At 70.2% G+C, this 26,105-nt stretch carries 23 protein-coding genes and 1 pseudogene; 11 read left to right on the forward strand and 13 right to left on the reverse strand.

Going from position 1 to position 26,105, the window contains the following annotated elements:
• Positions 1-6: 6 nt before the first annotated feature.
• From MKK65_RS16540 to MKK65_RS16575, 8 genes are all read right to left on the reverse strand, one after another.
• Complete coding sequence (locus MKK65_RS16540; protein ID WP_243959027.1) at positions 7-987, reverse strand: ABC transporter ATP-binding protein; 981 nt, start codon at positions 985-987, stop codon at positions 7-9.
• Entirely contained in the window at positions 984-1,964 is a 981-nt protein-coding gene (locus tag MKK65_RS16545) for an ABC transporter ATP-binding protein (protein WP_243959029.1), read from the reverse strand. Before MKK65_RS16545 ends, MKK65_RS16540 begins: the two co-directional genes overlap by 4 nt.
• Positions 1,961-2,932, reverse strand: a complete 972-nt coding sequence (locus MKK65_RS16550; protein WP_243959031.1) for an ABC transporter permease — start codon at positions 2,930-2,932, stop codon at positions 1,961-1,963. Before MKK65_RS16550 ends, MKK65_RS16545 begins: the two co-directional genes overlap by 4 nt.
• Before the next feature lie 10 nt (positions 2,933-2,942).
• On the reverse strand, positions 2,943-3,920 hold the full coding sequence (locus MKK65_RS16555) for an ABC transporter permease (RefSeq protein ID WP_243959033.1): 978 nt from the start codon (positions 3,918-3,920) through the stop codon (positions 2,943-2,945).
• 9 nt (positions 3,921-3,929) lie between these two features.
• Positions 3,930-5,546 carry an ABC transporter substrate-binding protein gene (locus tag MKK65_RS16560; protein ID WP_243959035.1) on the reverse strand — a complete coding sequence of 539 codons (1,617 nt, stop codon included), beginning with the start codon at positions 5,544-5,546 and terminating at the stop codon, positions 3,930-3,932.
• A 498-nt stretch (positions 5,547-6,044) separates the two neighbouring features.
• The gene (locus MKK65_RS16565; RefSeq protein WP_243959037.1) at positions 6,045-9,212 is read right to left on the reverse strand and encodes a multidrug efflux RND transporter permease subunit; all 3,168 of its coding nucleotides are present in this window, start codon (positions 9,210-9,212) and stop codon (positions 6,045-6,047) included.
• A gap of 18 nt (positions 9,213-9,230) precedes the next feature.
• Positions 9,231-10,532, reverse strand: a complete 1,302-nt coding sequence (locus tag MKK65_RS16570) for an efflux RND transporter periplasmic adaptor subunit (RefSeq protein ID WP_243959039.1) — start codon at positions 10,530-10,532, stop codon at positions 9,231-9,233.
• 233 nt (positions 10,533-10,765) lie between these two features.
• The gene (locus tag MKK65_RS16575) at positions 10,766-11,233 is read right to left on the reverse strand and encodes a hypothetical protein (RefSeq protein WP_243959041.1); all 468 of its coding nucleotides are present in this window, start codon (positions 11,231-11,233) and stop codon (positions 10,766-10,768) included.
• A gap of 181 nt (positions 11,234-11,414) precedes the next feature.
• Between MKK65_RS16575 and MKK65_RS16580 the strand changes: the two genes are divergently transcribed.
• From MKK65_RS16580 to MKK65_RS16590, 3 genes are all read left to right on the forward strand, one after another.
• Entirely contained in the window at positions 11,415-11,975 is a 561-nt protein-coding gene (locus MKK65_RS16580) for a L,D-transpeptidase (protein ID WP_058193215.1), read from the forward strand.
• 455 nt (positions 11,976-12,430) lie between these two features.
• The gene (locus MKK65_RS16585) at positions 12,431-12,676 is read left to right on the forward strand and encodes a DUF6894 family protein (RefSeq protein WP_058193222.1); all 246 of its coding nucleotides are present in this window, start codon (positions 12,431-12,433) and stop codon (positions 12,674-12,676) included.
• Between the two features lie 37 nt (positions 12,677-12,713).
• Positions 12,714-13,334 carry an outer membrane protein gene (locus tag MKK65_RS16590; protein ID WP_243959043.1) on the forward strand — a complete coding sequence of 207 codons (621 nt, stop codon included), beginning with the start codon at positions 12,714-12,716 and terminating at the stop codon, positions 13,332-13,334.
• A 166-nt stretch (positions 13,335-13,500) separates the two neighbouring features.
• Here the strand turns inward: MKK65_RS16590 and MKK65_RS16595 are convergent, their stop codons facing one another.
• Positions 13,501-14,076 (reverse strand): GNAT family N-acetyltransferase, encoded by a 576-nt coding sequence (locus MKK65_RS16595; protein ID WP_243959045.1) that lies wholly within the window; start codon positions 14,074-14,076, stop codon positions 13,501-13,503.
• Positions 14,077-14,398: 322 nt separating this feature from the next.
• Here MKK65_RS16595 and MKK65_RS16600 point away from each other — a divergent pair.
• The 5 genes and pseudogenes from MKK65_RS16600 to MKK65_RS16620 form a co-directional block, all read left to right on the forward strand.
• Positions 14,399-14,875 (forward strand): annotated as a pseudogene (locus MKK65_RS16600) (Hsp20 family protein); the annotation flags it as partial.
• A 260-nt stretch (positions 14,876-15,135) separates the two neighbouring features.
• Positions 15,136-15,657, forward strand: coding sequence for an Hsp20/alpha crystallin family protein (locus MKK65_RS16605; protein ID WP_243959047.1), 522 nt, complete (start codon positions 15,136-15,138; stop codon positions 15,655-15,657).
• A 107-nt stretch (positions 15,658-15,764) separates the two neighbouring features.
• A complete protein-coding gene (locus MKK65_RS16610; protein ID WP_243959049.1) occupies positions 15,765-16,184 on the forward strand; it encodes a hypothetical protein in 420 nt (139 codons plus the stop codon).
• 16 nt (positions 16,185-16,200) lie between these two features.
• Positions 16,201-16,554, forward strand: coding sequence for a hypothetical protein (locus tag MKK65_RS16615; protein ID WP_243959051.1), 354 nt, complete (start codon positions 16,201-16,203; stop codon positions 16,552-16,554).
• Between the two features lie 74 nt (positions 16,555-16,628).
• A complete protein-coding gene (locus tag MKK65_RS16620) occupies positions 16,629-17,105 on the forward strand; it encodes a hypothetical protein (RefSeq protein WP_243959053.1) in 477 nt (158 codons plus the stop codon).
• 4 nt (positions 17,106-17,109) lie between these two features.
• Here MKK65_RS16620 and MKK65_RS16625 read toward each other — a convergent pair whose 3' ends face one another.
• From MKK65_RS16625 to MKK65_RS16635, 3 genes are all read right to left on the reverse strand, one after another.
• Complete coding sequence (locus MKK65_RS16625; RefSeq protein ID WP_243959055.1) at positions 17,110-18,150, reverse strand: aldose epimerase family protein; 1,041 nt, start codon at positions 18,148-18,150, stop codon at positions 17,110-17,112.
• An 85-nt stretch (positions 18,151-18,235) separates the two neighbouring features.
• Complete coding sequence (locus tag MKK65_RS16630; protein WP_243959056.1) at positions 18,236-19,504, reverse strand: thermonuclease family protein; 1,269 nt, start codon at positions 19,502-19,504, stop codon at positions 18,236-18,238.
• 42 nt (positions 19,505-19,546) lie between these two features.
• Positions 19,547-20,383: a hypothetical protein gene (locus tag MKK65_RS16635; RefSeq protein ID WP_243959058.1), complete on the reverse strand. Its 837-nt coding sequence runs from the start codon at positions 20,381-20,383 to the stop codon at positions 19,547-19,549.
• Between the two features lie 280 nt (positions 20,384-20,663).
• On the opposite strand from MKK65_RS16635, the gene MKK65_RS16640 reads away from it, so the two are divergent.
• The 3 genes from MKK65_RS16640 to MKK65_RS16650 are packed head-to-tail and all read left to right on the forward strand — an operon-like array spanning position 20,664 to position 23,145.
• The gene (locus MKK65_RS16640; RefSeq protein WP_243959060.1) at positions 20,664-21,617 is read left to right on the forward strand and encodes a lipid kinase; all 954 of its coding nucleotides are present in this window, start codon (positions 20,664-20,666) and stop codon (positions 21,615-21,617) included.
• Entirely contained in the window at positions 21,614-22,357 is a 744-nt protein-coding gene (locus MKK65_RS16645; RefSeq protein ID WP_243959062.1) for a TerC family protein, read from the forward strand. Before MKK65_RS16640 ends, MKK65_RS16645 begins: the two co-directional genes overlap by 4 nt.
• Positions 22,354-23,145: an ABC transporter substrate-binding protein gene (locus MKK65_RS16650; protein ID WP_243959064.1), complete on the forward strand. Its 792-nt coding sequence runs from the start codon at positions 22,354-22,356 to the stop codon at positions 23,143-23,145. The genes MKK65_RS16645 and MKK65_RS16650 overlap by 4 nt, the downstream gene beginning before the upstream one ends.
• A 190-nt stretch (positions 23,146-23,335) precedes the next feature.
• On the opposite strand, the gene leuS is transcribed toward MKK65_RS16650, so the two are convergent.
• Positions 23,336-25,918: a leucine--tRNA ligase gene (gene leuS / locus MKK65_RS16655; RefSeq protein WP_243959066.1), complete on the reverse strand. Its 2,583-nt coding sequence runs from the start codon at positions 25,916-25,918 to the stop codon at positions 23,336-23,338.
• Positions 25,919-26,105 lie beyond the last annotated feature (187 nt).

Raw genomic sequence — 26,105 nt, forward strand, 5'->3', positions numbered from 1 at the left:
GACCGCTCAGGCCCGTCCCTCCTGCACCGCGTGGCAGGCGACGCCGTCGAGCAGAGCCGGCACCTCGGTGCGGCAGCGGTCGTTGGTCAGCGGGCAGCGCGGGTTGAAGGTGCAGCCGGGGGGCGGGTCGATCGGGTTCGGGATCTCGCCGGAGACCGGCACCCGGGCGCGGCCGACATGGGCGAGGTCGGGCACCGCGTCGAGCAGCATCCGCGTGTAGGGGTGGCGCGGGCGGGCGAACAGATCCTTTGCGGCCGCGACCTCGACCAGGCGGCCGAGATACATCACCCCCACCCGGGTCGCCATGTGGCGGACCACGGCGAGGTTGTGGGAGATGAACAGGTAGGTCAGCCCGAGCCGGTCCTGCAGGTCGCGCATCAGGTTCAGGATCTGCGCCTGCACCGAGACGTCGAGCGCCGAGGTCGGCTCGTCGCCCACCAGGAACTCCGCCTGGCTGGCGAGCGCCCGGGCGATGGCGACCCGCTGCCGCTGGCCGCCGGAGAATTCGTGCGGATACTTTCTGGAATCGTCCGGGTGGAGGCCGACGAGGCCGAGCAGCTCGCCGACCCGGGCGCGGATCGCCCCCTCCCCCTGGATCAGGTTGAACGCTCGGATCGGCTCCGCGATGATCTTGCCCACCCGCCAGCGCGGGTTCATCGACGCGTAGGGATCCTGGAAGATCATCTGGATCCGCGAGCGCAGGCGCCGCCTTGCGGCCGCCTCCCGGGGATCGGTCATCGAGATGCCGGTGATGCGGACCTCGCCGGCCGAGGGCGGCAGCAGGCCGACCACCATCCGGGCCACCGTCGATTTGCCCGAGCCGGATTCGCCGACGATCGCGAAGGTCTCGCCCTTGGCGATGGTGAAGCCGACCCGGTCCACCGCGGTGAGGAAGCGGCGCGGCTCGCGCTCGATCACCCGGTTGAGCCAGGGTTTTGAGACATCGAACAGGCGGCGTAGGTCGGTGACCTCGACATAGGCGCTCACGCCGCCTTCTCCGTGACGTCGTACAGGTGGCAGGCGACGCGGCTCGCGCCCACCAGGATCGGCTCGGGCCGCTCGACGCGGCATCGCGAAAAAACCTTCGGGCAGCGCGGGTTGAAGGCGCAGCCCCTCGGGATGGCGGTGAGCCGGGGCATCGAGCCGGGGATCTGGCTGAGCCGGTCGGCCTCCTGCGACAGGGTCGGGATCGCACCCATCAGGCCGACCGCGTAGGGGTGATGGGGTTCGCGCACCACGGCGGCCACCGGGCCGATCTCGGCCACCCGCCCGGCATACATCACGGCGACCCGGTCGGCAGCCTCGGCGATCACCCCCATGTCGTGGGTGACCAGCATCACCGCGGTGCCGTGCTCCCGGCACAGGCGCTTGAGCAGGGTGATGATCTGCGCCTGGACCGAGACGTCCAGCGCCGTGGTCGGCTCGTCGGCGATGATCAGCTCCGGCTCGGCGGCGAGCGCCAGGGCGATCACCACCCGCTGGCGCATGCCGCCCGAGAATTCGTGCGGATAGCCGTCGATCCGCCGCTCGGGGGCCGGGATGCCGACCTCGGCGAGCAGGTCGATCGCCCGGGTGCGGGCCGCCTTCACCGACAGGTCGGTATGGGCCCGCAGGGTCTCGACGATCTGGTCGCCGACCCGGAACAGCGGGTCCAGGGAGGTCAGCGGGTCCTGGAAGATCATGCCGATCCGCCTGCCCCGCACCCGCCGCATCGCCTCGGGGGACAGGGTGTCGATCCGCTGGCCGCGCAGGTGGATCGCGCCGCCGCTGATCCGGCCGGGGCGGTCGATCAGCCCGATCACCGCCGAGCCGGTGACCGACTTGCCGGCCCCGGATTCGCCGACGACGCCCAGGATCTCGCCCCGGCCGATGTCGAACGAGACCCGGTCGATGGCGGTGAGCGGCCCGCGGCGGGTGTCGAACGTGACCGTGAGGTCGCGCACGGAGAGGATGGTTTCGGTCATTGCAGCTTCGGATTGAGGGCGTCGCGCAGCCAATCCCCCAGGAGGTTGATGGCGATGACGAGGCCGGCCAGCGCCAGGCCCGGGAAGGCGACGATCCACCACTCGCCGGAGAACAGGAACCGGTTGCCGGTGCGGATCAGGGTGCCGAGCGACGGCATGGTCTCGGGCAGGCCGGTGCCGAGGAACGACAGGGTCGCCTCGGTGATGATCGCCAGCGCCAGGTTGATCGTGGCGATGACGAAGACCGGGCCGGTGACGTTGGGCAGCACGTGACGCACCAGGATCACCGGGGGCGTGAGGCCGATCAGCCGGGCGGCCTGGACGTAGTCCTTGCCCTTCTCGACCATCACCGAGGAGCGCACGGTGCGGGCGTACTGCACCCAGAACGACAGGCCGATCGAGATCACGATCAGCCCGATCAGCGGCCCGACATCCAGCGCGCCGCCGAAGCTGGCGCGGGCGACCCCGTCCACCACCAGGGCGATCAGGATTGCCGGGAAGGTGAGCTGCACATCGGCGATCCGCATGATCAGCGTGTCGAGCGCGCCGCCCGCGTAGCCGGCAATCAATCCCAGGGCGATACCGAGCACCCCCGAGGTGATCACCCCCAGCACCCCGACGATCAGCGACAGGCGCAGGCCGTAGAGCACCGCCGAGAGCACGTCCCGGCCCTGGTCGTCGGTGCCGAGGTAGAACGGCGCCTGCCCGTCCGCCTGCCAGATCGGCGGCAGGTTGGAGTTGATCAGGTCGAGCTGGGCCGGGTCGTAGGGATTCTGAGGCGAGATCAGGGGGGCCGCCACCGCGAGCCCGACCATCAGGACCGTGGCGACTAGCGCCACCATGGCCGTCTTGGAGCGCAGGAAGCTGGCGACGAGGTCGGAATCGCGCCAGCGCGCGAGCCGGCCCGGCGTCGCCGCCTGCAGTGGGACCGGCGGGGCATCGCCGGCGTCGATATCGCGTCCGCTCATCAACCGGCCCTCATGCCGTCGCCGAGGACAGCCGCAGGCGCGGATCGACCACGGTGTAGAGGATGTCGACCACGAGATTGATGGTCACGAAGATCAGCGCGACGAGCAGCAGGTAGGCGGACATGATCGGGATATCGACGTTCTGCACGGCCTGGACGAACAGCAGGCCCATGCCGGGCCACTGGAACACCGTCTCGGTGATGATCGAGAAGGCGATGACCGAGCCGAGCTGCAGCCCGGCGATGGTGATCACCGGCACGAGGGTGTTCTTGAGGGCGTGGCGCAGGTGGACGGCCCGGGTGGAGAGGCCCCGGGCGCGGGCGAAGCGGATGTAGTCGGTGCGCAGCACCTCCAGCATCTCGGCGCGCACCAGCCGCATGATCAGCGTCATCTGGAACAGGCCGAGGGTCACCGAGGGCAGGATCAGCGCCTTCAGGCCGGACCAGGTCAGGAAGCCGGTGGTCCACCAGCCGAGCCGCACCGTGTCGCCGCGCCCGTAGGAGGGCAGCCAGCCCAGCGTCACCGAGAACAGGTAGATCAGCAGGATGCCGATCAGGAAGGTCGGCAGGCTGATGCCGATCAGCGAGACCGCCTGGAACAGGCCGGCCAGCCAGGAATCCCGGCGCAGCGCGCAATAGACCCCCATCAGGACGCCGACCACCAGGGCGAAGACCGTGGCGCAGAAGGCGAGCTCCAGGGTCGCCGGCATGCGCTCGGCCAGCAGCTGCGAGACCGGCTGGCGGAACTGGTACGAGATCCCGAGCCGGCCCCGCACCACGTCGCCGGCATAGCGGGCGAACTGGACCAGCACCGGATCGTCGAGGCCGAGGCTCTTGCGGATCTCGGCCCGCTCGGAGGCGGGGGTATCGGGCCCGACGATCTGGTTCACGGGGTCGCCCGCGAACCGGAACATCGAGAACGCGATGAGACCGACGACCGCGAGCACCGCGGCCGCCTGCATCACCCGGCGCAGCAGGAAGGCGAGCACGCCCGGCGCCTACTGCGGGTCTTTCGAGACCCAGTAGAGCAGGAGCAGATTGTCGGCGCGCTGGGTCAGGTGGACCTTCTTGGAGACACCCCAGGCCAGGGCCTGCTGGTGCAGCGGGATGTAGCCCCAGTCGCCGTTCAGGGTGTCGAAGCCCTCCTTGATCAAGGCGTCGCGCTTGGTCTTGTCGGTCTCGCCCTCGACCTTGTCGGCGATCTCATCGATCTTCGGGTCGCAGTAGCCCGCCAGGTTCCAGCTGCCCCGACCGGACTTGTCGCCGGGCTTCCGGCAGCCGACGATCTCGTAGAGGATGTTGTGGCTGTCGAGCGACGACGGCGTCCAGCCGAGCAGGTAGAACGAGGTGTCGTAATTCGGCGCCAGCACCTTGGCGAAGTACTTGGCCTTGGGCTGGGCGTTGAGGTTCACCTTGACATTGATGCGGGCGAGCATCGAGACCACGGCCTGGCAGATCGCCTCGTCGTTGACGTAGCGGTCGTTGGGGCAGTCCATGGTCAGCGAGAACCCGTCCGGGTAGCCGGCCTGGGCCATCAGCTCCTTGGCCTTCTTGAGGTCGGTGGCCGGGCGCTTAAACTCGCCCCCGCGGTCGTACAGGCTCGGGGCGAGCATCAGGGCGGAGGGCACCGCCTGGCCGCGCATCACGCGCTTGGCGATCGTCTCCTCGTCGATGGCGAGGTAGAACGCCTCGCGCACCTTGATGTCCTTGAACGGGTTCTTGCCCTTGACGCTCGAATCCTTCAGCTCGTCCCGGTCCTGATCCATGCCGAGGAAGACCGTGCGCAGCTCCGGGCCGGCCATCACGATGGCGGTGCCGCTGGCATTGACCCGCTGCTGGTCCTGCAGCGGCACGGGATCGATCCAATCGACCTCGCCGGACAGGAGCGCGGCGACGCGGGTCGCCGGGTTGGCGATCGTGGTCAGCACCGCCTCGTCGAGGTTCGATTCGGCCTTGCCCCAGTAGCCGTCGAACTTCTTGAACACGGTCTTCACGCCGGGTTGATGCTCGGCGATCACGAACGGGCCGGTGCCGTTCTCGTGCAGGGTGGCGTAGCTCGGGCTGGTGGCGTTGGCCGGAGTCGGCTGGGCGGCGCCGTTCTTCTCCGACCAGCTCTTCGACATGATCAGCCAGGTCGGGAACTGGGCGATGGCGATGGGGTTCGGCTTCTTCAGCACCATGTCGACGGTGTAGTCGTCGACCTTCACGAATTCGGCGTCCGCCGGGACGTTGGTGGTGAAGTTCGAGCCCGAGGCCCGAACGCGCTGGGCGGAGAAGAGCACGTCGTCGGCGGTGAAGGGCGATCCGTCGTGGAACTTCACGTTCTTGCGCAGGTGGAAGCGCCAGCGGGTCGGCTCCGGCGTCTCCCAGGACTCGGCGAGTCCGGGGGCGAATTTCAGGTTCTTGTCGAGGGTGACGAGCGCCTCGTAGGCCGCCTGCTGCATGCCTTCGGTGAAGCTCTCCTTGAGGGAGTAGGGATCCAGCGACTTCAGATCGCCCTGGAACGCGAAGCGGAACACGTTGGCGGCCTGCGCGGGCAAAGCCGACAGCGCGAAGGCCGCGACCGCGCCTGCGGCCACGCCGCGGGCGAGGATCTTCAGGGTCGAACGGGACAAGCGGATCTCCGGAACCGTGGAAGTTGATGGCAGGCCGCCACCACCAGCGCAGGGGTTGAGCCTAGGCCGAGTGAAGCGCGCGGGCAAACCGCGCCGGCCACACACCCACAGCAAGGTTCGGACCATCTGTATGCAAAATGCGGGGCTGGCGGGCTGCGGTGTTTCTGGATCGCGGTCAGATGGCGCGCGCCCGCCCGCCTCCCTCTGCGCTATGATGTCCACACATCTCTGCCGGATGAGGGGCAAGGCTACCACCAAGCGCGCCTCCCTCCCCCCGCTGCGGGGGAGAGTGGGCCGGCCGTCAGGCCGGGTCGGGCCGGGACGAAGTCCCGCAAGAGGGGAACCCGGGTTCGGCAAAGGGCGCGACCGGCATGACGGGCGAAGCCCTGTTCTGCACCGTCGCTCCCCTCTCGCGACTCCCTTCGGGGGCCACCCTCCCCCGCAGAGGGGGGAGGGAAAACGCGTCGCGGTTCAGGCGTGCTTCCGATCCTACTCGTCCTACTCGGCCGCCGCGTGGTGCGGTAGATGCGGCACGGCCTCGTCCGCGCCCTCCCCGCGCTCTCCGTCCGCCACGGCCTTGCGCCGGAACAGGCGCATCACCACCACGAAGAAGACCGGTACGAAGAACACCGCCAGCACGGTCGCGGTGATCATGCCGCCCATCACGCCGGTGCCGATCGCCTGCTGGCTCTTCGAGGCGGCGCCGGTGGCGATGGCCAGCGGCACCACGCCGAAGATGAAGGCGAGCGAGGTCATCACGATCGGCCGGAACCGGAGCGTCGAGGCTTCGATCGCGGCCCGCACCACCGAGGTCCCGGGCTTCCAGAGGTCCTTGGCGAACTCCACGATCAGGATCGCGTTCTTGGCCGACAGGCCGATGATCGTGATCAGGCCGATCTTGAAGTACACGTCGTTGGGCATGCCGCGCAGATAGACGGCCGCCACCGCGCCGATGACGCCCAGCGGGATCACCAGCAGCACCGAGACAGGGATCGCCCAGCTCTCGTAGAGCGCGGCCAGGCACAGGAACACGATCAGCACCGAGAGCGCCAGCAGCAGGCTCGCCTGGCTGCCGGCCTGCTTCTCCTGGAACGACTGCCCGGTCCAGGCATAGCCGAAGCCCTTGGGCAGTTGCAGCATCAGCCGCTCCATCTCGGCGATGGCGTCGCCCGAGGTGTAGCCGGGATTGGGCTCACCCGTGATGCGCACCGACTGGTAGCCGTTGAAGCCGACGATCTGGCTCGGCCCCATGCCCCATTTCAGCTCGGCGAAGGAGGACATCGGCACCATGGTGCCGCCGGCGTTCTTCACCGCGTAGTTGAGGATGTCCGACGCGTTCATGCGCTGGAGCTGCTCGGCCTGGACGTAGACGCGCTGCATCTTGCCCCGGTTGGGGAAGTCGTTGGTGTAGACCGAGCCGAGGTTGAGCTGGATCGTGGCGTTGATGTCCTCGAACTTGACGCCGAGCGCCGCCGCCTTCTCGCGGTCGACGACCAGCTCCGCCTGCGGGGTCGGCGGCAGGCCCTCGATCTTCACCTTCTGCAGGATCGGGCTCGCCTGCGCGAGCTTCAGCAGCTGGTCCTGGGCCGAGAGCAGGGCCGCGTAGCCGCGGTTCGCCCGGTCCTGGAGGCGGAACGAGAAGCCGGCGGCGTTGCCGAGGTTGTCCACCGGCGGCGGTTCCTGGGCGTCCACGGTGGCGTCGCGGTAGGTGCTGAGCGCCGCGTTGGTGCCGGCCACCAGGGCGGCGGCCGAGCTCTTCGCGTCGCGCGCGCTCCAGGGCTTGAGGGTCACGAAGGCCTGGCTGGTGCTCGGCGCCTGGCCGGAGAACGAGAAGCCGTTGAGCATCGTGACGGTGGCGACGCCCGGCTGCGCCAGCAGGTACTCCTCGACCTTGCGGTTGGCCTCCTGGGTGCGGTTGTAGGAGGCGCCGGGCGGCGTCTGGATGTCGACCGTGAAGAAGCCCTGGTCCTCGACCGGCAGGAAGCCCTCCGGCAGGTTGATGAAGGCGTAGGCGGTGCCCGCCACCAGGGCGAGGTAGATCAGCATCACCCGGCCGGACTTGCGGATGAGCCCCGCGACGCCGCGGCCGTAGCGGGCGGTCTCGCGGTCGACGAAGCGGTTGAACATCCCGAACACGCCGCCCTTGGCGTGGCCGTGGCCCTTGGCCACCGGCTTCAGGAAGGTCGCACAGAGCGCCGGGGTCAGCGACAGGGCGAGCAGCGCCGAGAATGCGATGGAGGTCACCATGGCGATCGAGAACTGCCGGTAGATGATGCCCACCGAGCCGGGGAAGAACGCCATCGGGATGAACACCGCCATCAGCACCAGGGTGATGCCGATGATCGCCCCGGTGATCTGCTCCATGGCCTTCTTGGTGGCCTCCTTGGGGGGCAGCCCCTCCTCGTTCATGATCCGCTCGACGTTCTCCACCACCACGATGGCGTCGTCGACCAGGATGCCGATGGCCAGCACCATGCCGAACATGGTGAGCACGTTCACCGAGAAGCCGGAGATCCACATCACCGTGACCGTGCCCATGAGGGCGATCGGCACCACGATGGTGGGGATGAGGGTGTAGCGGATGTTCTGCAGGAACAGGAACATCACCAGGAAGACCAGCACCACCGCCTCGACCAGGGTGTGCAGCACCTTCTCGATCGAGGCCTCGACGGCCGGGGTGATGTCGTACGGGATGTCCCACTTCAGGTCCGGCGGGAAGAACTGCGACAGCTCCACCATCTTGGCGCGGATCGCCTTGGCGGTCTCGAGCGCGTTGCCGTCGGGGGCCAGCGTCACCGAGATGCCGGCGGCCGGGCCGCCGTTCAGCCGGGTGGAGAACTGGTAGGCGTCGCCGCCGAGCTCGATCCGGGCGACGTCCCGCAGGCGCACGTTCGAGCCGTCCGGATTGGCCCGCAGCACGATGGCGCCGAAATCCTCGATGGTGCCGAGCTGGCCCTTCACGATGATCGGCACCGTGACCGCCTGCTTGGTCGGGCTCGGCTGCGCGCCGACCGAGCCGGAGGCGACCTGGATGTTCTGGTTGCGGATCGCCCCGGTCACGTCCTCGGCGCTGAGCGACAGGCCGCGCAGCTTGTCGGGATCGACCCAGACCCGGAGCGAGCGCTCCGTGGAGTAGAGCGTCGCCCGCCCGACCCCGGGGATGCGCCGGATCTCGTTGATGACGTTGCGGATCAGGAAGTCGCCCAGGCCCACCTCGTCCATCGACCCGTCCTTGGAGATCAGGGTGATGATGTTGAGGGTCGCGGCCGAGGCCTCCTCGACCAGGATGCCCTGCTGGCGCACCTCCGCGGGCAGGCGGGCCTCCACGCGTTTCAGCCGGTTCTGCACCTCCACGGAGGCCAGCGCCGGCGCGGTGCCGGGCAGGAAGGTCGCGGTGATGTTGACCGAGCCGAACGAGTCGGTGGTCGACTCGAAGTTCATGATGTCGGCCGCGCCGTTCAGCTCATCCTCGATGAGCCGGGTGGTGCCGACATAGAGGCTGTCCACCGAGGCGCCGGGATAGGCCGTGGACAGGGCGATCTGCGGCGGGGCGATCACCGGATACTGCGCGATCGGCAGGTTCGGGATCGCCAGGGCGCCGCCCAGGCAGATGAACAAAGCCACCACCCAGGCGAAGACCGGGCGGTCGATGAAGAAGCGTGCCATGCGCGTGGTCCCCGGGGCTCAGTGGCGGTTGATCGCGGCGGCGCGCGGCGCGGCCTGCGCCTTGTCGCCGGGGTTCGGGGCGCAGGGCGTCTGTCCACCCGGAGAGTCGGGGGCCTCATCCGCGTCGTGCTTCGGGCTTTCCTCGCCGTGGAGCGGGGTCTGGTCCACGGGCTTCACCTTCACGCCCGCGGTGATCTTCTGGACGCCGTCGACGATGACCCGCTCGCCGGCCTTGAGCCCGTCGCGGATCAGCCAGTTCTGCCCGACCACCGGCCCGACCTCGACGGGCTGGCGCATCACCGTGTCGTCGGCCCGGACCAGCCAGACCTCGGCGCGGCCGTCCTCGGTGCGCTGGATCGCCTGCTGCGGCACCGCGATGGCGTCGGAATCGATGCCCTGCTTGATCCGGGCGCGGACATACATGCCCGGGAACAGCTCGTCATGCGGATTGGGGAACTGCACCCGCAGGGTCACTTGGCCGGTGCTCGGATCGGCGGTGACGTCCGAGAACAGCAGGCGGCCGGCCAGCGGGTAGAGGGAATTGTCGTCCATGATCAGGTGGACGTTGGCGGTGTTGTCCTCCAGCCGGGCGAGCTCGCCGCTGGCCAGATCCCGGCGCAGGCGGTTCAGCTCGCCCACCGACTGGGTGATGTCGACATAGATCGGGTCGAGCTGCTGGATCGTGGCCAGCGCGCCCGTGGAGCCCGGCTCGATCAGGGTTCCCTCGGTGAGCAGCGCCCGGCCGATCCGGCCGGTGATCGGCGCGCGCACGTCGGTCCAGCCGAGGTTGAGCTGCGCCCGGTCCCGGGCCGCCTTGGCGCCGGCGACCTCGGCCTCCGCCTGCTTCTTGCCCGCGAAGGCGGCGTCGTACTGGGCCTGGCTGGCGGTGGCCCGAGTCAGCAGCTGCTCGAGCCGGTCGGCCTGCTGACGGGCCAGCACCAGGGCGGCCTCCTGGCGGGCGAGCGCGGCCTCGGCGCTCGCCAGCTCAACCTGGTAGGGGGCCGGGTCGATCTTGTAGAGGATGTCGCCTTCCTTGACCTGGCTGCCCTGCTCGAACAGGCGCTTGACCACGAGGCCCGAGACCCGCGAGCGGACCTCGGCGATGCGCATCGGCGCCACCCGGCCGGGCAGGTCGCGCAGATAGGGAATCGCCTGTGGCGTTACCGTGACGAAGCCCACCTCCGGCACCGGCGGCGTCGGCGCGGCCACCTGCTTCGGGTTGCAGGCCCCCAGCGCCAGGGCCAGCAGGGCAGCCGACCCCAGGAGGCGCGCGCGGCGGCGGACGGGGGACGGGGTGATGGCGGTCGAAGTGCGGGTCACGGGTTCCGACGCTCCTGGAAAAACATGCGTCAACTGGGGCCGGCGCGGAGCAAGGGCCGCGCGTCGTCGAGGCGGATCGCGCATCCTCCCGAGGGGATTTTCCGGCTCTCGGAAGGCCGATGCTGCACGATCAGGACTTTGGACCGCCGTGCCGGATCCGGAATCCGGCACGATGGCCCTGCGCCGATACGGCGGAGATCGGAGCGCCCGGCCGGCGGAACCGGCGGCGCGGATCAGGCCGCCCGGGGCGGCCGGTGCAGGGACTCGTCCGGTCCGGAAGCCGGCACGACGGCCCGGGCATAACCATAGGATGCGGCGGAGGCGTGACGCGGCTGCACCGCTTCCACCGGACGGCGCGGAAGCCCGAGCTCGCTGACGATCTCGAGATCGGCCGGGCACAGGTCGGTGCCGTCGAACAATGCCCGACGGGCCTCTGGGGCGGTCTTGCGGGTCTCCACCCTGCGCGCGTCCGACAGAACGGCGACGGTCTGGCTCACCACCCAGCAGGCCGGACCCGCCACCGGGGCGGCCCGGGCCGGCCGGGGCGCAGCCATCAGTGCAGCCGCCGCGACCACGAGCACCGCCAGCATGGCGAGGCTCCGGACGAGGCGGTCCGGCGAGCCCGCGAGGCGGCGGGCCAGAAAGGCGGCGGATCGGATCACGATCCCGAGATAAGCACGGCCGTCCCCCGGCGCAATCACCCACGGCGTCGCGGGTTTTTTCAGTGTTGCCCGGAGCACACAGGCAGGCCTGGATTCGCCCTCTCCCCTCGGCCGGCCTCAACCTTGCCGCGAAGTCAGGGCCGGCTCCCCCGAGGATCGCGGTCCACCCGCGACGACCGACGCCGTCGGCAAGGACTGGCACGTGAGAGGATACAAGACCATGGCGAGACGGATCGCGATGCTGGGGCTCGCAGCCGCCCTGCTGGGGAGCGCCCCCGCCTCCGCCGGCCCGATCGATAGCGGGCCGCTCGCGGATTTCCTGAACGTCTTCCGCAGCCAGGCAATCCCGCGCGAGACGATCGGCTGGAACAGCACCGAGAAGCCCGGCACCATCGTGATCTCCACCCGCCAGCGCCGGCTCTACTACATCCTCGGGAACAGCGAGGCGATCCGCTACGGCGTCGGCGTCGGACGGCAGGGCTTCTCCTGGTCCGGCACCAAGACGGTGACGATGAAGAAGGAATGGCCGGCCTGGCGCCCGCCGCAGCAGATGCTGGCCCGCCGTCCGGACCTGCCGCGCTTCATGGCCGGCGGCCAGGACAACCCGCTCGGCGCCCGCGCCCTCTATCTCGGCTCGTCGCTCTACCGGATCCACGGCTCCAACGAGCCCGAGACGATGGGCGCCGCGGTGTCCTCGGGCTGCATCCGCATGACCAACAAGGACGTGGTCGATCTCTACGACCGGGTCCGGGTCGGCACCAAGGTGGTGGTGCGCGACTGAGCGCCCCGCCCGACGGAGGGGGCCGGGAGCCGGGTCTTCGGGCCGCGCTCCCGGGCTCGCCGACGGGAAACGAGTGATCGCCTGAGGCTGACGGGATGCCCGGGCCAGGCCTGGCGCGTACCCGTTCGGGATACCGGGAGCGGATCCGCGGCCGCCTGAGAAGCCCAGGACCTCGCGGACGGACCGCCCCGCATCCACGGTCCCGCGGAATCAGCGGCTCGGCAAACCGCACCGGGATCGGGCCTGAGGATCGGGCCTCCGGTCCCGGCGCATCCCGCCCTGCCCCGGGCCGCGCATGCGGCGACCGTGCGAGACGGGCGGCGGAACGGCGCGAACCGACATCCTGTGGATCACCCGCGGCGCAGCTGCGGCCGATCGTATCCGCAGGATGGCCCCTTGGTTAAGGAACATATATGGAACATTAAGGTTTCATGCAGGACGCGACGGGAGTTCCGATGGCCCGCTACCGGTTCCACTGCACCAACGGCCTGGAATGCGTCTTCGACGCCCGTGGCGCCGACATCCGCGCGGCCGGGCGCCTGAGCGTACGGGCGCGCCGGGTCGCCGCCGACGTGATGCAGACCCTGTCCGACCGGACCGATTGGTCCGAATGGCGGGTGAGCGTCCACGACCTGAGCGGTCGGCGCGTTCTGGTGCAGCCCTTCGGGCAACCGGTCGAAGACCGGTCCCTGGCGGCCTGACCTGTTTCGCGCCGGCGCATTTCGCTATCCTGCCGGCATGATCCGATCCGCCGGTTCTCGCCCCCGCCGATTCGCTGCCGGCCTCGTTCTCGGCGCCGCCCTGCTCCCGGCCGGCCCCGCCGCCGCGCAGGCGCTCCTGCCGGTCACGGGCTTCGCGCCGCTGCCGACCTTCGCCTGGGAGCCGGTCGCGGATGCGGGCCGGTGGACCGGCTCCTACGCGAGCCTGTCCACCGGCTACGCGGTCAGCTCCTCCCGGCATCTAGGCAGCTTTTCCGGCCCGACGATCGGGTTCGAGGGCGGCCGGATGTGGCAGGAGGGGCCGATCCTCTACGGGATCAGCGGCGGCCTGGATTACCTCGCCGGCCTCGACGGCGCCCTCACCCCGGGCTTCGGACGCCTCGCCTACAGCCGCGACTTCGCCGGCGCGCTGGAGGTGAAGGTCGGGACCCTGCTGGCGCCGGATGTGCTGCTCTACGCCAAGGCCGGGGCCGGCGCGGTCCACGACACCCTGCGGGTCGGCCCGACCCCGTTCAGCCCGCCCCTGACCCGGGCGGACATCGCGATCCTGCCGAACGCCCGCGTCGGGGTCGAGTGGGCGGTCACGGACCGCCTCTCGGTGGCGGTGGAAGCCGGCGTGGTGCGCAACGGCCTGCGCTGATTTTCGTTACTTGGGGCTGATCACGCCTGCGGTTGAGAGCGCTTCGGCCTGATGGGCCACAACCGTCCCTGCGAGGGGCGCGGAGCATCCCAGGGCAGCGTGCGACCCCCGAAGGTGGCGTTTCCCCAGGTTGCTTCGCTGCGCGCGCACGGACGGAGGGTCCGCGTCAGCCGGACATCGGACCCCGCCGAAGCACCGCCAGATCGCGCCAGCCATAGGCGACCTCTACGAGCGTGCCCTGCTCCCGGTGCTCCGCCCGCTCGCCGACCACGACACCGCCGAGGCGCTCGTAGAATCGCCGGGCCATCGCATTGTCGCGCAGCACCCACAGGCTGGCGGCACGATGACCGCTCTCCAGCAAATGGGCCGCCAGCGCGGACATCAGGGCGGTGCCGATCCCGCGCCGCTGGGCGGCTCTCCGGACGTAGATCGCACTGACCTCACCGTCGAACCGGTCCGCGGCCAGTTCGGCCGAACGCTGGGCGCCGCAGGATCCGAACCCCACAAGCCCCACCGGTCCGGCGGCCACCGCGACCCCGGTGCCGGACGCCCGATCCCCGAGGATCCGCGTCCAGATCGCCATCCGCGTCTCGACCGTGTGGGCGGCGATCATCGCATCGGGCAGGAGCCCGGCATAGGTTTCCCGCCACGTGGCGACATGGAGCACCGCGAGGGCCGGGGCATCGTCCAGGCCCGCCGGCCGGATCGTCACGGGCTCCGGCAGGAACGGGATGGATTCCACCGGGGGCTCCTGGGCGGGCTGGACATCGCGCCTGCTCCTGAGCAGGCGACGGCTCCCACAAACGTCCTCGCCGGACATGGGCGGCCGGGACGAGCCCCCCGCCTCCCCGTCCCGCTGCTGCAGCTTCAGCCTGCAGGGGGGATGGCGTGCCGCCGGCATGCCACCGTCCAACGCGCCCCGACAAAAATCATACCTCTTGCGGAACCGCACCGCAAAGCAAACGTTACGCGCGTGCGAGGCCTGGAAACAGGCTCGCCAGTTGGGCGCTGGTCCTGGTGTCCGGCGACTCTTGTAGTCACGTTGCTCACTGGAGGATGTGGTTATGAGGACTTACGACGTTGCGCCTCTGTTCCGGTCGTCCATCGGGTTCGACCGTCTGTTCGAGCTCTTGAACCAGGCCGAACGCGTCGAGACCACGGCCGCCTGGCCGCCCTACAATATCGAGAAGGTCGCGGACGATCAGTACCGCATCACCATGGCGGTGGCGGGCTTCACCCCCGACGAGATCGTGTTGACCCAGCAGGACACGGTGCTCCTCGTGTCGGGCCAGAAGGCGACGCCCGAGACCGAGCGGCACTACCTGCACCGCGGCATCGCGGGCCGCACGTTCCGCCAGACCTTCAACCTGGCCGACCATGTGAAGGTCGTGGGTGCGAGCCTGGAGAACGGGCTCCTGACCGTCGCGCTCAAGCGCGAGGTGCCGGAGGCCCTGAAGCCTCGTCGCATCGCCATCGGCGGCGTCACGTCCACGTCCGGGCAGGACAATGCGCCCGGGCAGATCCCCGAGGCCAAGGTCACCCAGGCCAAGGTCGCCCAGGCCAAGATCTCGGACGCCAAGATCGCGGACGCCAAGGTCTCCGAGGCCAAGGTGTCCGAAGCCAAGGTATCCGAGGTCAAGGCCGCCTGATCGCGGCCGGTCCGAGCCCGGGCCGCCCGATCCGCGGACCGCCCGGGCTCCCCCGTTGGACGAAACGACATCCCTCGGGGGCCCGCAGACCCGCGGGCCGCCGACGGCCGATCGCATGAGATGCCCATGACGCCAACCTGACGGAGATCCCCATGAGCGTGCGAGATCTGATTCCGTGGCCCCGCAACGCCGGCACCCCGGCGCCGACCGCCCTGTCGTCCGAGGCGGCCCATCCCTTCCTGACGCTCCACCGCGAGGTGAACCGCCTGTTCGACGACGTGTTCACCGGGTTCGGCTCGGTTCCGAGCCTGGCCGGCCGGGGCCTCACCTGGCCCACCGTCGAGCTGGTCGAGGCGGATGGCGGTCTGCGGCTCGCGGCCGAGCTGCCCGGCCTCGACGAGACCGACGTCGAGCTCCTGATCGAGGACGGCGTGCTGACCCTGCGGGGCGAGAAGCGCGCCGAGACCGCCGACAGGGCGCGCGGCTACTCGGAGCGGAGCTACGGCCGCTTCGAGCGGGTCATCGCCCTGCCCGTCCCGGTCGAGGCGGACAAGGCCGAGGCCACGTTCCGGAGCGGCGTGCTCACCGTGACGCTGCCGCGCTCGGCCAAGGCGCCGGACCGTGGGCGCCGCATCGCCATCAACGGCGGCGGCACCCAGACGACGGCGCATTGAGGCGGGTTCGCCCGAACATCTGAGGCGGCGGCCGGCCTGGACCGGCAGGACGACCGAGCGCGGACCTGCCGGCCGCCCCAGCCTCTGCTGACGCACAGGAGGGTCGCATGCATCCCATCGAAACCACCCCGATCGACACCCCTATCGAGCGCCTCGGCCCGATGGCCGCAGCGACCTTAAGGGCGGCGGCGGTCGACCCGTTCGAGGCCTTCGTGGCGCCGGGCGACGTGTTCCGGCATCCCCGGGAGGTCCTGTCCTATCCCGGCCTGTCGCGGGCCGAGAAGCGGGCGATCCTGGCCTCCTGGGCCTCCGATGCCCGCGCCGTGGAGTCCTGCCCGACTTTGCGCTGCCTGCCGGGCTGCCGGGCCGAGCCGGTGCCGCTCGACGCGATCCTGGAAGCGCTCCAGGCCCTGGACGGCACGCCCGTCCCCGGCGGGACCGCGGCGCCGCGCAAGCCGCGGAGCCCGGTGGTGCTCGGCCGCCGCTTGCGGCGCGGCGCGGTCGCGCGGGACGCCGTCCTGAACTGAGGCCCGGAGGCGATCGATGACGACCTTCGACCTGCAGGACCGCTCTCGCTGGACGAGCCGGCTCCGGCGCAGCCGAACTGGGACGCCGGCCGGGGCGGCGGAGCGGGCGACGTGGTCCCCCCTCACCGGCTGGATCGCGACGACCACCTTCTGCCTCGCCCTGGCGGCCCTCAGCCCGGCACCGGCCATGCCCTGGGTGCTGGCGGGATTGCTGAGCCTGTCGGGCTTCGTCTGGCTCGGCGCTGCGATCACCCGGGCCGGGCCGCCGGCCAGCGCCACGCACCTCACCGCCTGGGACGCCGCCCTCCTCGACTTCGCGGCGAGCTTCGGCGTCCAATCCGCCGCGCGCCTCGGGCTGCTGACGGCCTGAGCGCGGCGCATCCCCACCATCGTGCCGCCCGGCGCGACGACCACGCCGTCGGGCTGGGCTTCAAGGAGGCAACCATGCAGCATCGTGCGATCGGACCCGGACACAAAAAGTCCCCCGCCGAAGCGGACCGCGGGAACGCGCCCTGCACGACCCGGCCGGGAGACCGGCGCCGACTCGAACGGGCGCCGCTCCGGGTCGTGCTCGGCCGGGAACGGGCGCCGGCCGCGCCGCCGCGTTTCCCGGACGGGCCGGAGCTGGAGCGGGCGCTGGTCAATCCGGCGGCGGTCTTCGCCACGCCGTCCGCCGTGCTGGATCACCCCCGGCTGCGGCGCGAAGGGAAGCGCGAACTTCTTCGCCGGTGGGCCTGGGACGAGTACCTGAAGGAGGTGGCCGCCGCCGAGGGCATGGCCGAGGGCGAGCCCTCGCAGCTCGACGCGGTGAAGGCCGCACTCCTGGCCCTCGGCGAGACCTGGCGCCCCAAACCCTCCGCCCCCATGGTCGCCGTGCCGGTGCCGCAGGCGGACGGGGAGGATCTGGTTCTCGCGGCCTGATGTTTCAGGCCACCGAGAACCGGAACGTCGTGACCGCCCGGAACACCTCCCCCGGCCGCAGGACCGCGGAGGGAAAGCCCGGCTGGTTCGGGGCGTCCGGAAAGCCCTGCGTCTCGAAGCAGACGCCGTCGCCGGAGCGGTAGATCCGGCCGGAGGGGCCGATCAGCGTGCCGTCCAGGTTGTTGCCGGTGTAGAGCTGTAGGGCCGGCTGTGTGGTCGCCACGTCGAGCCGACGTCCGCTGCCCGGATCGATGCAGGTCGCGGCCGGGCGCAGGGTCCCGGCGGGACCGCGCAGCACGAAGGTGTGGTCGTAGCCCTTTGCGAAGGCGATCTGCGGATCGCCGACCCGAATGCGGTCCCCCAGCGCGTGCGGGGTGCGGAAATCGAACGGGGTGCCGGCGACCGGCCGGATCTCGCCGGTGGGGACCTGCGTCGCGTCCGTGGGGGTGAACGCGTCGGCCTCGACCTGAACCATGTGGTCGAGCACGCTGCCGGTCCCCTCCCCGGCCAGATTGAAGTAGCTGTGGTTGGTGAGGTTCAGGATCGTCGGCCGCTCGGTCACCGCCTCGTAATCGAGGCGCAGCAGCCCGTCCTCGGGCAGGCTGTAGCGCACGCGGACGTCGAGGTTGCCGGGGAATCCCTCCTCCCCGTCCGGCGAGCGGCGGGCCAGGGCGAGGCTCGTGCCGTCGGCCGCCTCCACGTGCCACAGATGCTTGCCGAAGTTGCGGTCGCCGCCATGCAGGGTGTTGGGACCCTCGTTCACCGGCAGCCGATAGGTCTGGCCGTCAAGGCTGAAGCACCCGCCCGCGATGCGATTGGCATAGCGGCCGACCAGGGCGCCGAAGCTCGGGCTCACGGTCTCGTAGCCCTTCAGGGTATTGAGTCCGAGGACGACGTTGGCGCTGCAGCCGGCCCGATCGGGCACCTCGATCGCCGCGATCACCGCGCCGAAATCAAGGACATGGACGCGCAGGCTGCCCCGGCTCAGGATGTGCCGCGTGACGATCTGCCCGTCCGCGGTTCGCCCGAAGATCTCGCCTCGCATGGCCTTCCCCGCTCTCGAAGACATACCGGTTTCAAAAGCTGGGTGATCGTTCGGAGTGGGGCAGAACCCCGTGAAAGCACTTCGCTCAGCGCTTCCAGACGCCGAGTCGCTCGCTGCGGGCATGATCCTCGGCCGCGACGAGTTCAGGGCTTGCCTCCGGGGAGGCCCGGCCGCCGCCGTTAAACAGCACGACCTCGGAGAGGTCGCGGCCGTTCACCTGACAGTTCATGTTCTCGCTGCCCGGTGCCGGCTGACAGGTCACAGGGCGGCCTGCGAGGTAGCGGGCGAGTTCGTCGGCCTGGCCGCCCCGCACCCACTCGACGCCGAACAGATGCACGACCTTGCCGCCGAGCTTCAGGGTCGCGGTATCGATCACTTGGGCCGGCCCGGTGATGGCATTGGCCGCAGGCGGCGGCGTGTCGGGTTCCGGATCGCCGCCGGTCTCAGGCGGGGGCGTGACCGTGTCGGGGGGCGCGGCCTGTGAAGCAGTTGGCGGAGCCACCGCTGGGTTCGTCGGGGAGCTGGCCGGAGAATTGGCGGCCTGAGGCGACGTCGCCCGCGAAGCCGCAGGGCGCGTGGATTCCGGCTCACGCCCGGCTAGGACCAGACCAGCAGCAACGACCGCCACCAGGGCGGCTGTGCTTGCACCGACGAGCCAGCGGCGATGACGGCCGCCCTCATCACCGGTTCCGACGCCGAAGCCGAGTCGCGCGCGCAAGCTGGACAGGGTGCCGCGGATCGATTCACCGATCCGGCCTGGTCCCTTGTTCCAGGCAGCGGCCGGATCCGAGCTACGCACCGACACTGCAGTTCCATCGGTCGGTCCGCCGAACCGGGTCTGCAAGCCCGTCCGCAGGGTGGCGAAGCGCCCAGCCGCGTTCTGCGCCAGCGCCCGCCCCTGCTCGGTGGACCGCTCGGCGAGCGAACGCGCCCGCTCAGATTGTGTCTCGACGAAGCGGGCAGTGGCGACCTTCATCTCGTAGGCGCTGGTCAGGATCGGCGAATCCTTGGCCTCCTCCAGGGCCGGGGCGGGCGCAGGCTCTGGCTCCGCCGGCAGAAACAGGGCCGGGTGCCGCGCCTTCAGTTCCGCTACGAAATCCGCGAGCGTCATCGGGTCGGACGTGCCCAGGCGCAGGCGCGGAACGCCGTGGCGGTCGAGCACCCGGTAGCCGTAGGCCCCGGGCACGATCGCCGCCTCGGCCATAAGTTCGAGCGTCCGCACGGCGACCGGGCGCGGCCGCGCCCGGGCGATCGCTGTCCGGATCGCTTCGCGGAGGGCGGCACGCTCCGGATCGTCGAGAGCCGGACGCGCCGGCCCCGCCTCCTGTTCCGCCGCCATCGTTGAAGACGTCATAAACCCGATCCCGGCATCGCCGTGCGCCGCACGGATGCCGCTTTACGCTTTGCCGGGCGAGGGAGCCAGGGTGCCGGCCTGGACGCTGCGGCGCAGGACCCGTCCGGTCTCGGCGACGATCACCGGGCGCGAGCCCGTGAAGCTTACCTCGAGGACCAGCTCGGCCGCCCCGGTGGAGATCGCACCGCGACCGGGATTCGCCGTGCGGAAATCGACGATCGTGCGGATCGTGCAGGTCTCGGCATCGCAGGCGGTGCGGATCGCCCGAGGCTCGTAGCGACGCTCGGGCCAGCGTTGGACGAAGCTACGCTTCTCGGCAACCAGACCGGCGAGGGTTATGGGGTGGCCGTAGAAGCGCACCCGCGTCCCATAGAAATGCGGCGCGGCGCCCACCATCGTGTCCCCCGAACTGGAGACGGTGGCGAGGTAATTCGCCGCGAGCGCCCGGGCGATGGCGGCGCGCTCGGAGGAGGCAGCGGCCGGCGTGGGGACCATGGCGGCCGGCGTGTCGGCGAGGCGCCGAGGATGGAGTGCCTGCCGCCGTAGGGTCTCGCGGACCGGCGGTCGCTCCAGGGCAGCCGCACGCCGGGGAGCCGCGGCCTTGGTCGAGGTGGACTTGGGCAGGGCATCGTCCGCAGGCTCGGGCTTGGCCGCCTGCCGGACCGTGGCCCTCGCGTCCGTCGATGGCTTGGCCTGCTCCTGGCTCACGGCCTTCATAGGCTCCTTGGCCGGCGCGGCGGTCGAGGCTCGGGCCGGCGGATCGACCCAGGAACTCTGCGACGATGCCCCCTGCTGGGCCGAGGCGCCGCCGACGAAGGCCAGAGGCAGGATCACGCCGAGCGCGAGGGCACGTGGTCGGGTGGGCATGGTGGCGGGCATCGGTGCCTTCCTGGCGGCCGGGGCAGACGTGATGAGAACGCGCCCGCATGCCGAGGAGGTTCCACGGTTTGGTGCAGGCGCGCCCACGACTCTGCCGATGTGTCGGGCCGACACCAGCCGGGGATTGCGTGGATGACGGGGTTGCGTTCGACCGTTCCACTACCAAGTGGGGGACAATCTTGGCCGTCGCCGGTTTCAGGCGATCTTTCGCCCCACGCATCGAGGTTCCCGTGGCCCGACCTGAGACCGAGGCAACCCCGAACCCGCATCGGAGTCCGCGATGAGCGGGGACCGGCGTCGGGCGCTGCTGATCTGCAACGCGAAGGCCCGCAATGGCGGCCTCGACCTCGACGAGGTGCGGGGAATCCTGCGCGCCGGGGGCATCGAGCCGGTGGAGCCGCCGCCGGATGCCGATTGCCGCGAGGTGATCCGCGCGCGCGCCAAGGATGTCGAGTTCGTGATCCTCGGCGGCGGCGACGGCACCATGAACATGGCCGCGCCCGCTCTGGTGGAGAGCGGCCTGCCCCTCGCCATCCTGCCGCTGGGCACGGCCAACGACCTCGCCCGCTCGCTCGGCCTGCCGCTGGATCCCCTGGCCGCAGCCCGGTTCATCCCGACGGCGGAAGCGCGGCCGGTCGATCTCGGCTGGGTCAACGGCCACTATTATTTCAATGTCGCCAGCATCGGCTTCTCCGCCGAACTCGCTGGCGAACTCACCGCGGAGTCGAAGAAGACTTGGGGGGTGCTCGGCTACGCGGTCGCGGCCATCCGGGTGCTGCGCCGAGTGCGGCCGTTCACCGTAACCATCGTGCATGACGGCACGGTCGAGAGGGTGACGACGATCCAGGTCTCGGTCGGCAACGGCCGGCACTACGGCGGCGGCATGACCGTGGAGGAGACCGCCACGGTCGACGACGGCAAGCTCGATTTCTACAGCCTGGAAGTCGCGCATTGGTGGCGGCTGATCGCGCTCTTGCCGGCCCTGCGCCGGGGCACCCATGGACGCGCCGCCGACGTGCGCGCCTTCCAGACGCGGGAGATCAAGATCGCGACACGTAAGCCCCGGCCGGTGAACACCGACGGCGAGCTGACCACCCACACGCCCGCTCATTTCAAGGTCTGCCCAAAGATCCTCCGGGTCTACGCCCCCGATCCGGCGAGCCGCCCCGGTCCGTTCGACCTTTCCACCCTAGGCAGCCGCCTGTTCCCGGACCACGAAACGCCCGACCCGTGACTGACCTGATCCAGCTTGCCACGCAGCCGGCCGTCTGGGTCGCGCTCGCGACCCTCATCGTGATGGAGGTCGTGCTCGGCGTCGACAACCTGATCTTCATCTCGATCCTGACCAACAAGCTGCCGCCTGACCAGCAGACCCGGGCGCGGCGGATCGGGATCGGGCTGGCCCTGATCCTGCGACTTGGGCTTCTGGGCACGGTCGCGTTCATCGTGCACCTGACCGAGCCGGTCTTCTCGGTCCTGAACCAGGATTTCTCCTGGCGCGACCTGATCCTGATCGGCGGCGGCCTGTTCCTGCTCTGGAAAGCCACCAAGGAAATCCATCACAGCGTTGATCCCGACGAGACCGATGAGAAGAAGATCGGCGGCACGATCGGGTTCGGTGCCGCGATCGGCCAGATTCTGCTCCTCGATCTCGTGTTTTCGATCGACTCGATCATCACCGCGGTCGGCATGACCGAGCACGTGCCGGTGATGATGGTGGCCGTTGTCGTGGCGGTGATCGTCATGCTGGTCGCAGCGGAGCCGCTCTCCGCCTTCATCGCCCGCAACCCGACCGTGGTGATGCTGGCGCTGGGCTTCCTGATCATGATCGGCATGACGCTGATCGCCGAAGGGTTCGGCGCCCACGTGCCGAAGGGCTACATCTACACAGCCATGGCGTTCTCGGCCGGCGTCGAGGGCCTCAACATGCTGGCCCGGGGGCGCCGACGGGCGGCGGGCGGAGGTCGGGGATGACCATCCGGATCGCCGCTTCCCTGTGCGCCCTGCTCATCGTCACCCGGGCTCACGCGGAGACGATCCCGATGACGCCCTCCCCCGCGATCCTGCACGACCTCGCCCCCACCGGCACGCTCCGGGCGGCAATCAACCTCGGCAACCCGGTTCTGGCCCGGTCCGGGGCGGATGGCCCGGCGGGCGTGTCGGTCGATCTCGCCCGGGCGCTGGCGCAGAAACTCGGCATGCCGGTGGCGTTCGTGACGTTTCCCGGGGCGGGTACCGTCTCGGGCTCGGCCGGGTCCGGGACTTGGGACATCTGCTTCCTGGCGATCGACCCGAAGCGCGCCGAAGGCATCGCCTTCACGGCGCCCTACGTGCTGATCGCCGGCAGCTACCTCGTGCCCGCCGCCTCGCCGATCGGGAGTTTGCCGGACGTCGACCGCACCGGGATCCGGATCTCAGTGGGACGCGGCAGCGCCTACGACCTGTTCCTGACCCGCGCGCTGCGTCACGCCAGCCTGGTGCGGGCGCCGACCTCGGCGGAGGCGGTCACGGCCTTCGCCCGGGACGGGCTCGATGTCGCCGCCGGAGTGCATCAGCCGCTCGCCGCCTACGCGGCCTTCCACCCGGAGGTGCGGTTGCTGCCGGGGCATTTCATGGAGATCCCGCAGGCGATGGGCCTGCCAGTGGGGCGGGATGCGGGGGCGGCCTTTCTTGCGGGCTTCCTCGCGCAGGCGAAGGCGGATGGGTTTATCGCGCGGAGCCTGCAGACGAACGGGCAGGATCCGGGGCTGGCGGCGCCGTAGAGCTGGGTCTGCGGCAAGTCCAACCCGTCGCCTCATCCTGAGGTGCCGCAGCGGAGCGGAGGCCTCGAAGGAGCCCTCCAGCCAGTCGAGCGATTTCCGGAGCCCTCCTTCGAGGCCCGCTGAAGCGGGCACCTCAGGATGAGGGCGCGGGTAGGAGATAAGGCCTGCCCGCCGACAGCACTCCACAAACTCACATCACCAGATTCACGATCCGCCCCGGGACGACGATCACCTTGCGCGGCGGCTTGCCCTCCAGAATCTTCTGGACCGTCTCCAGGGCCAGGGTGGCGGCTTCCACCGCCTTGGGGTCGGCGTCGCGGGGCACCGTCACATCCGCGCGCTTCTTGCCGTTGATCTGCACCGGCAGGGTGATCTCGTCCTCAACCAGCAGCCCGGCCTCGGCCTCCGGCCAGGGGGCCTGGGCGGCCAGCCCAGGGCGGCCGAGCGCCGTCCAGCATTCCTCGGCCAGGTGCGGCATCATCGGGGCGATGAGTTGCACCAGGATGCCGGCCACTTCCGTGGCCGCCGCGCGCGAGACCGGCCCGCGGAGCCCGTCCTCAAGGGCGTTGGCCAGGGTGTAGATGTGGGCGACGCAGCGGTTGAAGCGCAGGCGCTCGATATCGTCCTGCACCGCGGCCAGCGCCCGGTGGGCGGCCTTGCGCAGGGTGAGGTCGGCGGCGCCGTCCCCGCTCGCGGACAGCGCGGCATGGGTCAGCCGCCAGACCTTCTGGACGAAGCGGGCAGCGCCCTGCACGCCCTCCTCGCTCCAGATCACGTCGCGCTCGGGCGGGGAATCGGACAGCACGAACCAGCGCGCGGTGTCGGCCCCGTAGCTCGCGATGATGTCGTCCGGGTCGACCACGTTCTTCTTGGACTTCGACATCTTCTCAATCGGGCCGATCGCAACCGGCGCCTGAGTTTTCACGTGAAACGCGCGGCGCTCGCCCTCCTCCGTGGTGAAGCGGATTTCGGCCGGTGGCACCCAGGCGCCGGTCGCGTCCTTGTAGGTCTCGTGGACGACCATGCCCTGCGTGAACAGGCCGGCGAAGGGCTCGGAGACGCCGGCCCAGCCGGTCTCGCGCATCGCCCGCATGAAGAACCTTGCGTAGAGCAGGTGCAGGATCGCGTGCTCGATGCCGCCGATATACTGGTCCACCGCCAGCCAGCGATCGACCGTGGCGCGGTCGGTGGGGGCGTCGGTGAGCCAGGGCGCGGTGAAGCGGGCGTAGTACCAGGACGAATCGACGAACGTGTCCATCGTGTCGGTCTCGCGCCGGGCCGGCGCGCCGCATTTGGGGCACGGCACGTTGCGCCAGGCCTGGTCCCGCTCCAGCGGATTGCCGGGCTGGTCGAAGGACACCTCGTCCGGCAGCTTCACCGGCAGGTCGGAGATCGGCACCGGCACCGGCCCACAGGTCTCGCAATGGAAGATCGGGATCGGGCAGCCCCAGTAGCGCTGGCGCGAGACGCCCCAGTCACGCAGGCGGAACTGGACCTTGCGCTTGGCCACCCCCTCCTGCTCGAGACGGCGCGCTACGGTCTCGAAGGCCTCCCCGGTGGTCATGCCGTTGAGGAAGCGCGAATTGATCATCCGCCCGTCCTCGACATAGGCCGTGGTGGTGATCAGGAACGCCTCCGGATCCTGGCCCTCGGGGCAGACCACCGGCACGTTACCGAGCCCGTACTTGTTCGAGAAATCGAGGTCGCGCTGGTCGTGCGCCGGGCAGCCGAACACCGCGCCGGTGCCGTAGTCCATCAGGACGAAATTCGCGACGTAGACCGGCAGCTCCCAGGCCGGGTCTAGGGGATGGCGCACGGTCAGGCCGGTGTCGAAACCGAGCTTTTCCGCGGTGTCGATCGCCGCCTGGGCGGTGCCGGTGCGCCGGCACTCCTCGATGAAGGTTTGGAGGTCGGGGTTGTTCGCGGCCAGGGTCGCGGCCAGAGGATGGTCGGCGGCGATCGCCAGGAACCGGGCGCCGAACAGGGTGTCGGGCCGGGTGGTGTAGACCGTCACGGACTCGGCCGCGCCGGCCGGCGGCCGGGCGAGGGCAAACCGGACCTCCAGCCCCTCGGAGCGGCCAATCCAGTTCTTCTGCATCAGCCGGACTTTTTCCGGCCAGCGGTCCAGCCCGTCCAGCGCGGTGAGCAGGTCCTCGGCGAAATCGGTGATCTTGAAGAACCACTGGGTCAGCTCGCGCTGCTCGACCAGGGCGCCGGAGCGCCAGCCGCGCCCGTCGATCACCTGCTCGTTGGCCAGCACGGTGTGATCGACCGGGTCCCAGTTCACCTTGGCGGTGCGCCGCGTGACCAGCCCCTTGTCCAGGAAGTCGAGAAACATGCGCTGCTGGTGCTTGTAATAATCGGGGTCGCAGGTCGCGATCTCCCGGCTCCAGTCGAGCGACAGGCCCATGGCCTTCAGCTGGTCGCGCATCGACGCGATGTTGGCGTAGGTCCAGTCCCGCGGGTTGACCTTGCGCTCCATGGCGGCGTTCTCGGCCGGCAGCCCGAACGCGTCCCAGCCCATGGGGTGGAGCACGTTGAAGCCCCGGGCGCGCTTGTACCGGGCGACCACGTCGCCCATCGCGTAATTGCGCACGTGGCCCATGTGGATGCGCCCCGACGGATACGGGAACATCTCCAGAACGTAGTATTTCGGGCGCCCATCGGCGTTGTCGGTCTCGAAAAGCCGCTGCTCCGCCCAGGCGGCCTGCCAGCGGGGCTCGGCATCCTTGGCGTTGTAGCGCTCGACGGCGGAAGGGGCAGTGCTGGTCATGGATCCGGCTGGGTCAGGGGCTCGGCGGCTGATCGGTGAGAGCCGCGGCACGTTGTGGCCCAGTAGCATATCTGCGCCGGAGCCGGTCAACGGATGCACCGATCCGGGCTTGCGCCCGCCACGCAACGGCATAGGTCGGCAGGCAGCACACGGTTCATGAGAGGGGCCCGCACCAGGGCGGTCCCAC

Source organism: Methylobacterium sp. J-001, from assembly GCF_022829565.1.
Taxonomy (GTDB): Bacteria; Pseudomonadota; Alphaproteobacteria; order Rhizobiales; family Beijerinckiaceae; genus Methylobacterium.

Excerpts from the sequence above, each read along its gene's own strand:
- MKK65_RS16630 (WP_243959056.1), bottom strand. The coding sequence starts at position 19,504 with ATGACGTCTTCAACGATGGCGGCGGAACAGGAGGCGGGGCCGGCGCGT.
- MKK65_RS16650 (WP_243959064.1), top strand. The coding sequence starts at position 22,354 with ATGACCATCCGGATCGCCGCTTCCCTGTGCGCCCTGCTCATCGTCACC.
- MKK65_RS16550 (WP_243959031.1), bottom strand. The coding sequence starts at position 2,932 with ATGAGCGGACGCGATATCGACGCCGGCGATGCCCCGCCGGTCCCACTG.
- MKK65_RS16640 (WP_243959060.1), top strand. The coding sequence starts at position 20,664 with ATGAGCGGGGACCGGCGTCGGGCGCTGCTGATCTGCAACGCGAAGGCC.
- MKK65_RS16565 (WP_243959037.1), bottom strand. The coding sequence starts at position 9,212 with ATGGCACGCTTCTTCATCGACCGCCCGGTCTTCGCCTGGGTGGTGGCT.
- MKK65_RS16625 (WP_243959055.1), bottom strand. The coding sequence starts at position 18,150 with ATGCGAGGCGAGATCTTCGGGCGAACCGCGGACGGGCAGATCGTCACG.
- MKK65_RS16610 (WP_243959049.1), top strand. The coding sequence starts at position 15,765 with ATGCATCCCATCGAAACCACCCCGATCGACACCCCTATCGAGCGCCTC.
- MKK65_RS16620 (WP_243959053.1), top strand. The coding sequence starts at position 16,629 with ATGCAGCATCGTGCGATCGGACCCGGACACAAAAAGTCCCCCGCCGAA.
- MKK65_RS16585 (WP_058193222.1), top strand. The coding sequence starts at position 12,431 with ATGGCCCGCTACCGGTTCCACTGCACCAACGGCCTGGAATGCGTCTTC.
- MKK65_RS16590 (WP_243959043.1), top strand. The coding sequence starts at position 12,714 with ATGATCCGATCCGCCGGTTCTCGCCCCCGCCGATTCGCTGCCGGCCTC.
- MKK65_RS16615 (WP_243959051.1), top strand. The coding sequence starts at position 16,201 with ATGACGACCTTCGACCTGCAGGACCGCTCTCGCTGGACGAGCCGGCTC.
- MKK65_RS16635 (WP_243959058.1), bottom strand. The coding sequence starts at position 20,383 with ATGCCCGCCACCATGCCCACCCGACCACGTGCCCTCGCGCTCGGCGTG.
- MKK65_RS16545 (WP_243959029.1), bottom strand. The coding sequence starts at position 1,964 with ATGACCGAAACCATCCTCTCCGTGCGCGACCTCACGGTCACGTTCGAC.
- MKK65_RS16580 (WP_058193215.1), top strand. The coding sequence starts at position 11,415 with ATGGCGAGACGGATCGCGATGCTGGGGCTCGCAGCCGCCCTGCTGGGG.
- MKK65_RS16605 (WP_243959047.1), top strand. The coding sequence starts at position 15,136 with ATGAGCGTGCGAGATCTGATTCCGTGGCCCCGCAACGCCGGCACCCCG.
- leuS (WP_243959066.1), bottom strand. The coding sequence starts at position 25,918 with ATGACCAGCACTGCCCCTTCCGCCGTCGAGCGCTACAACGCCAAGGAT.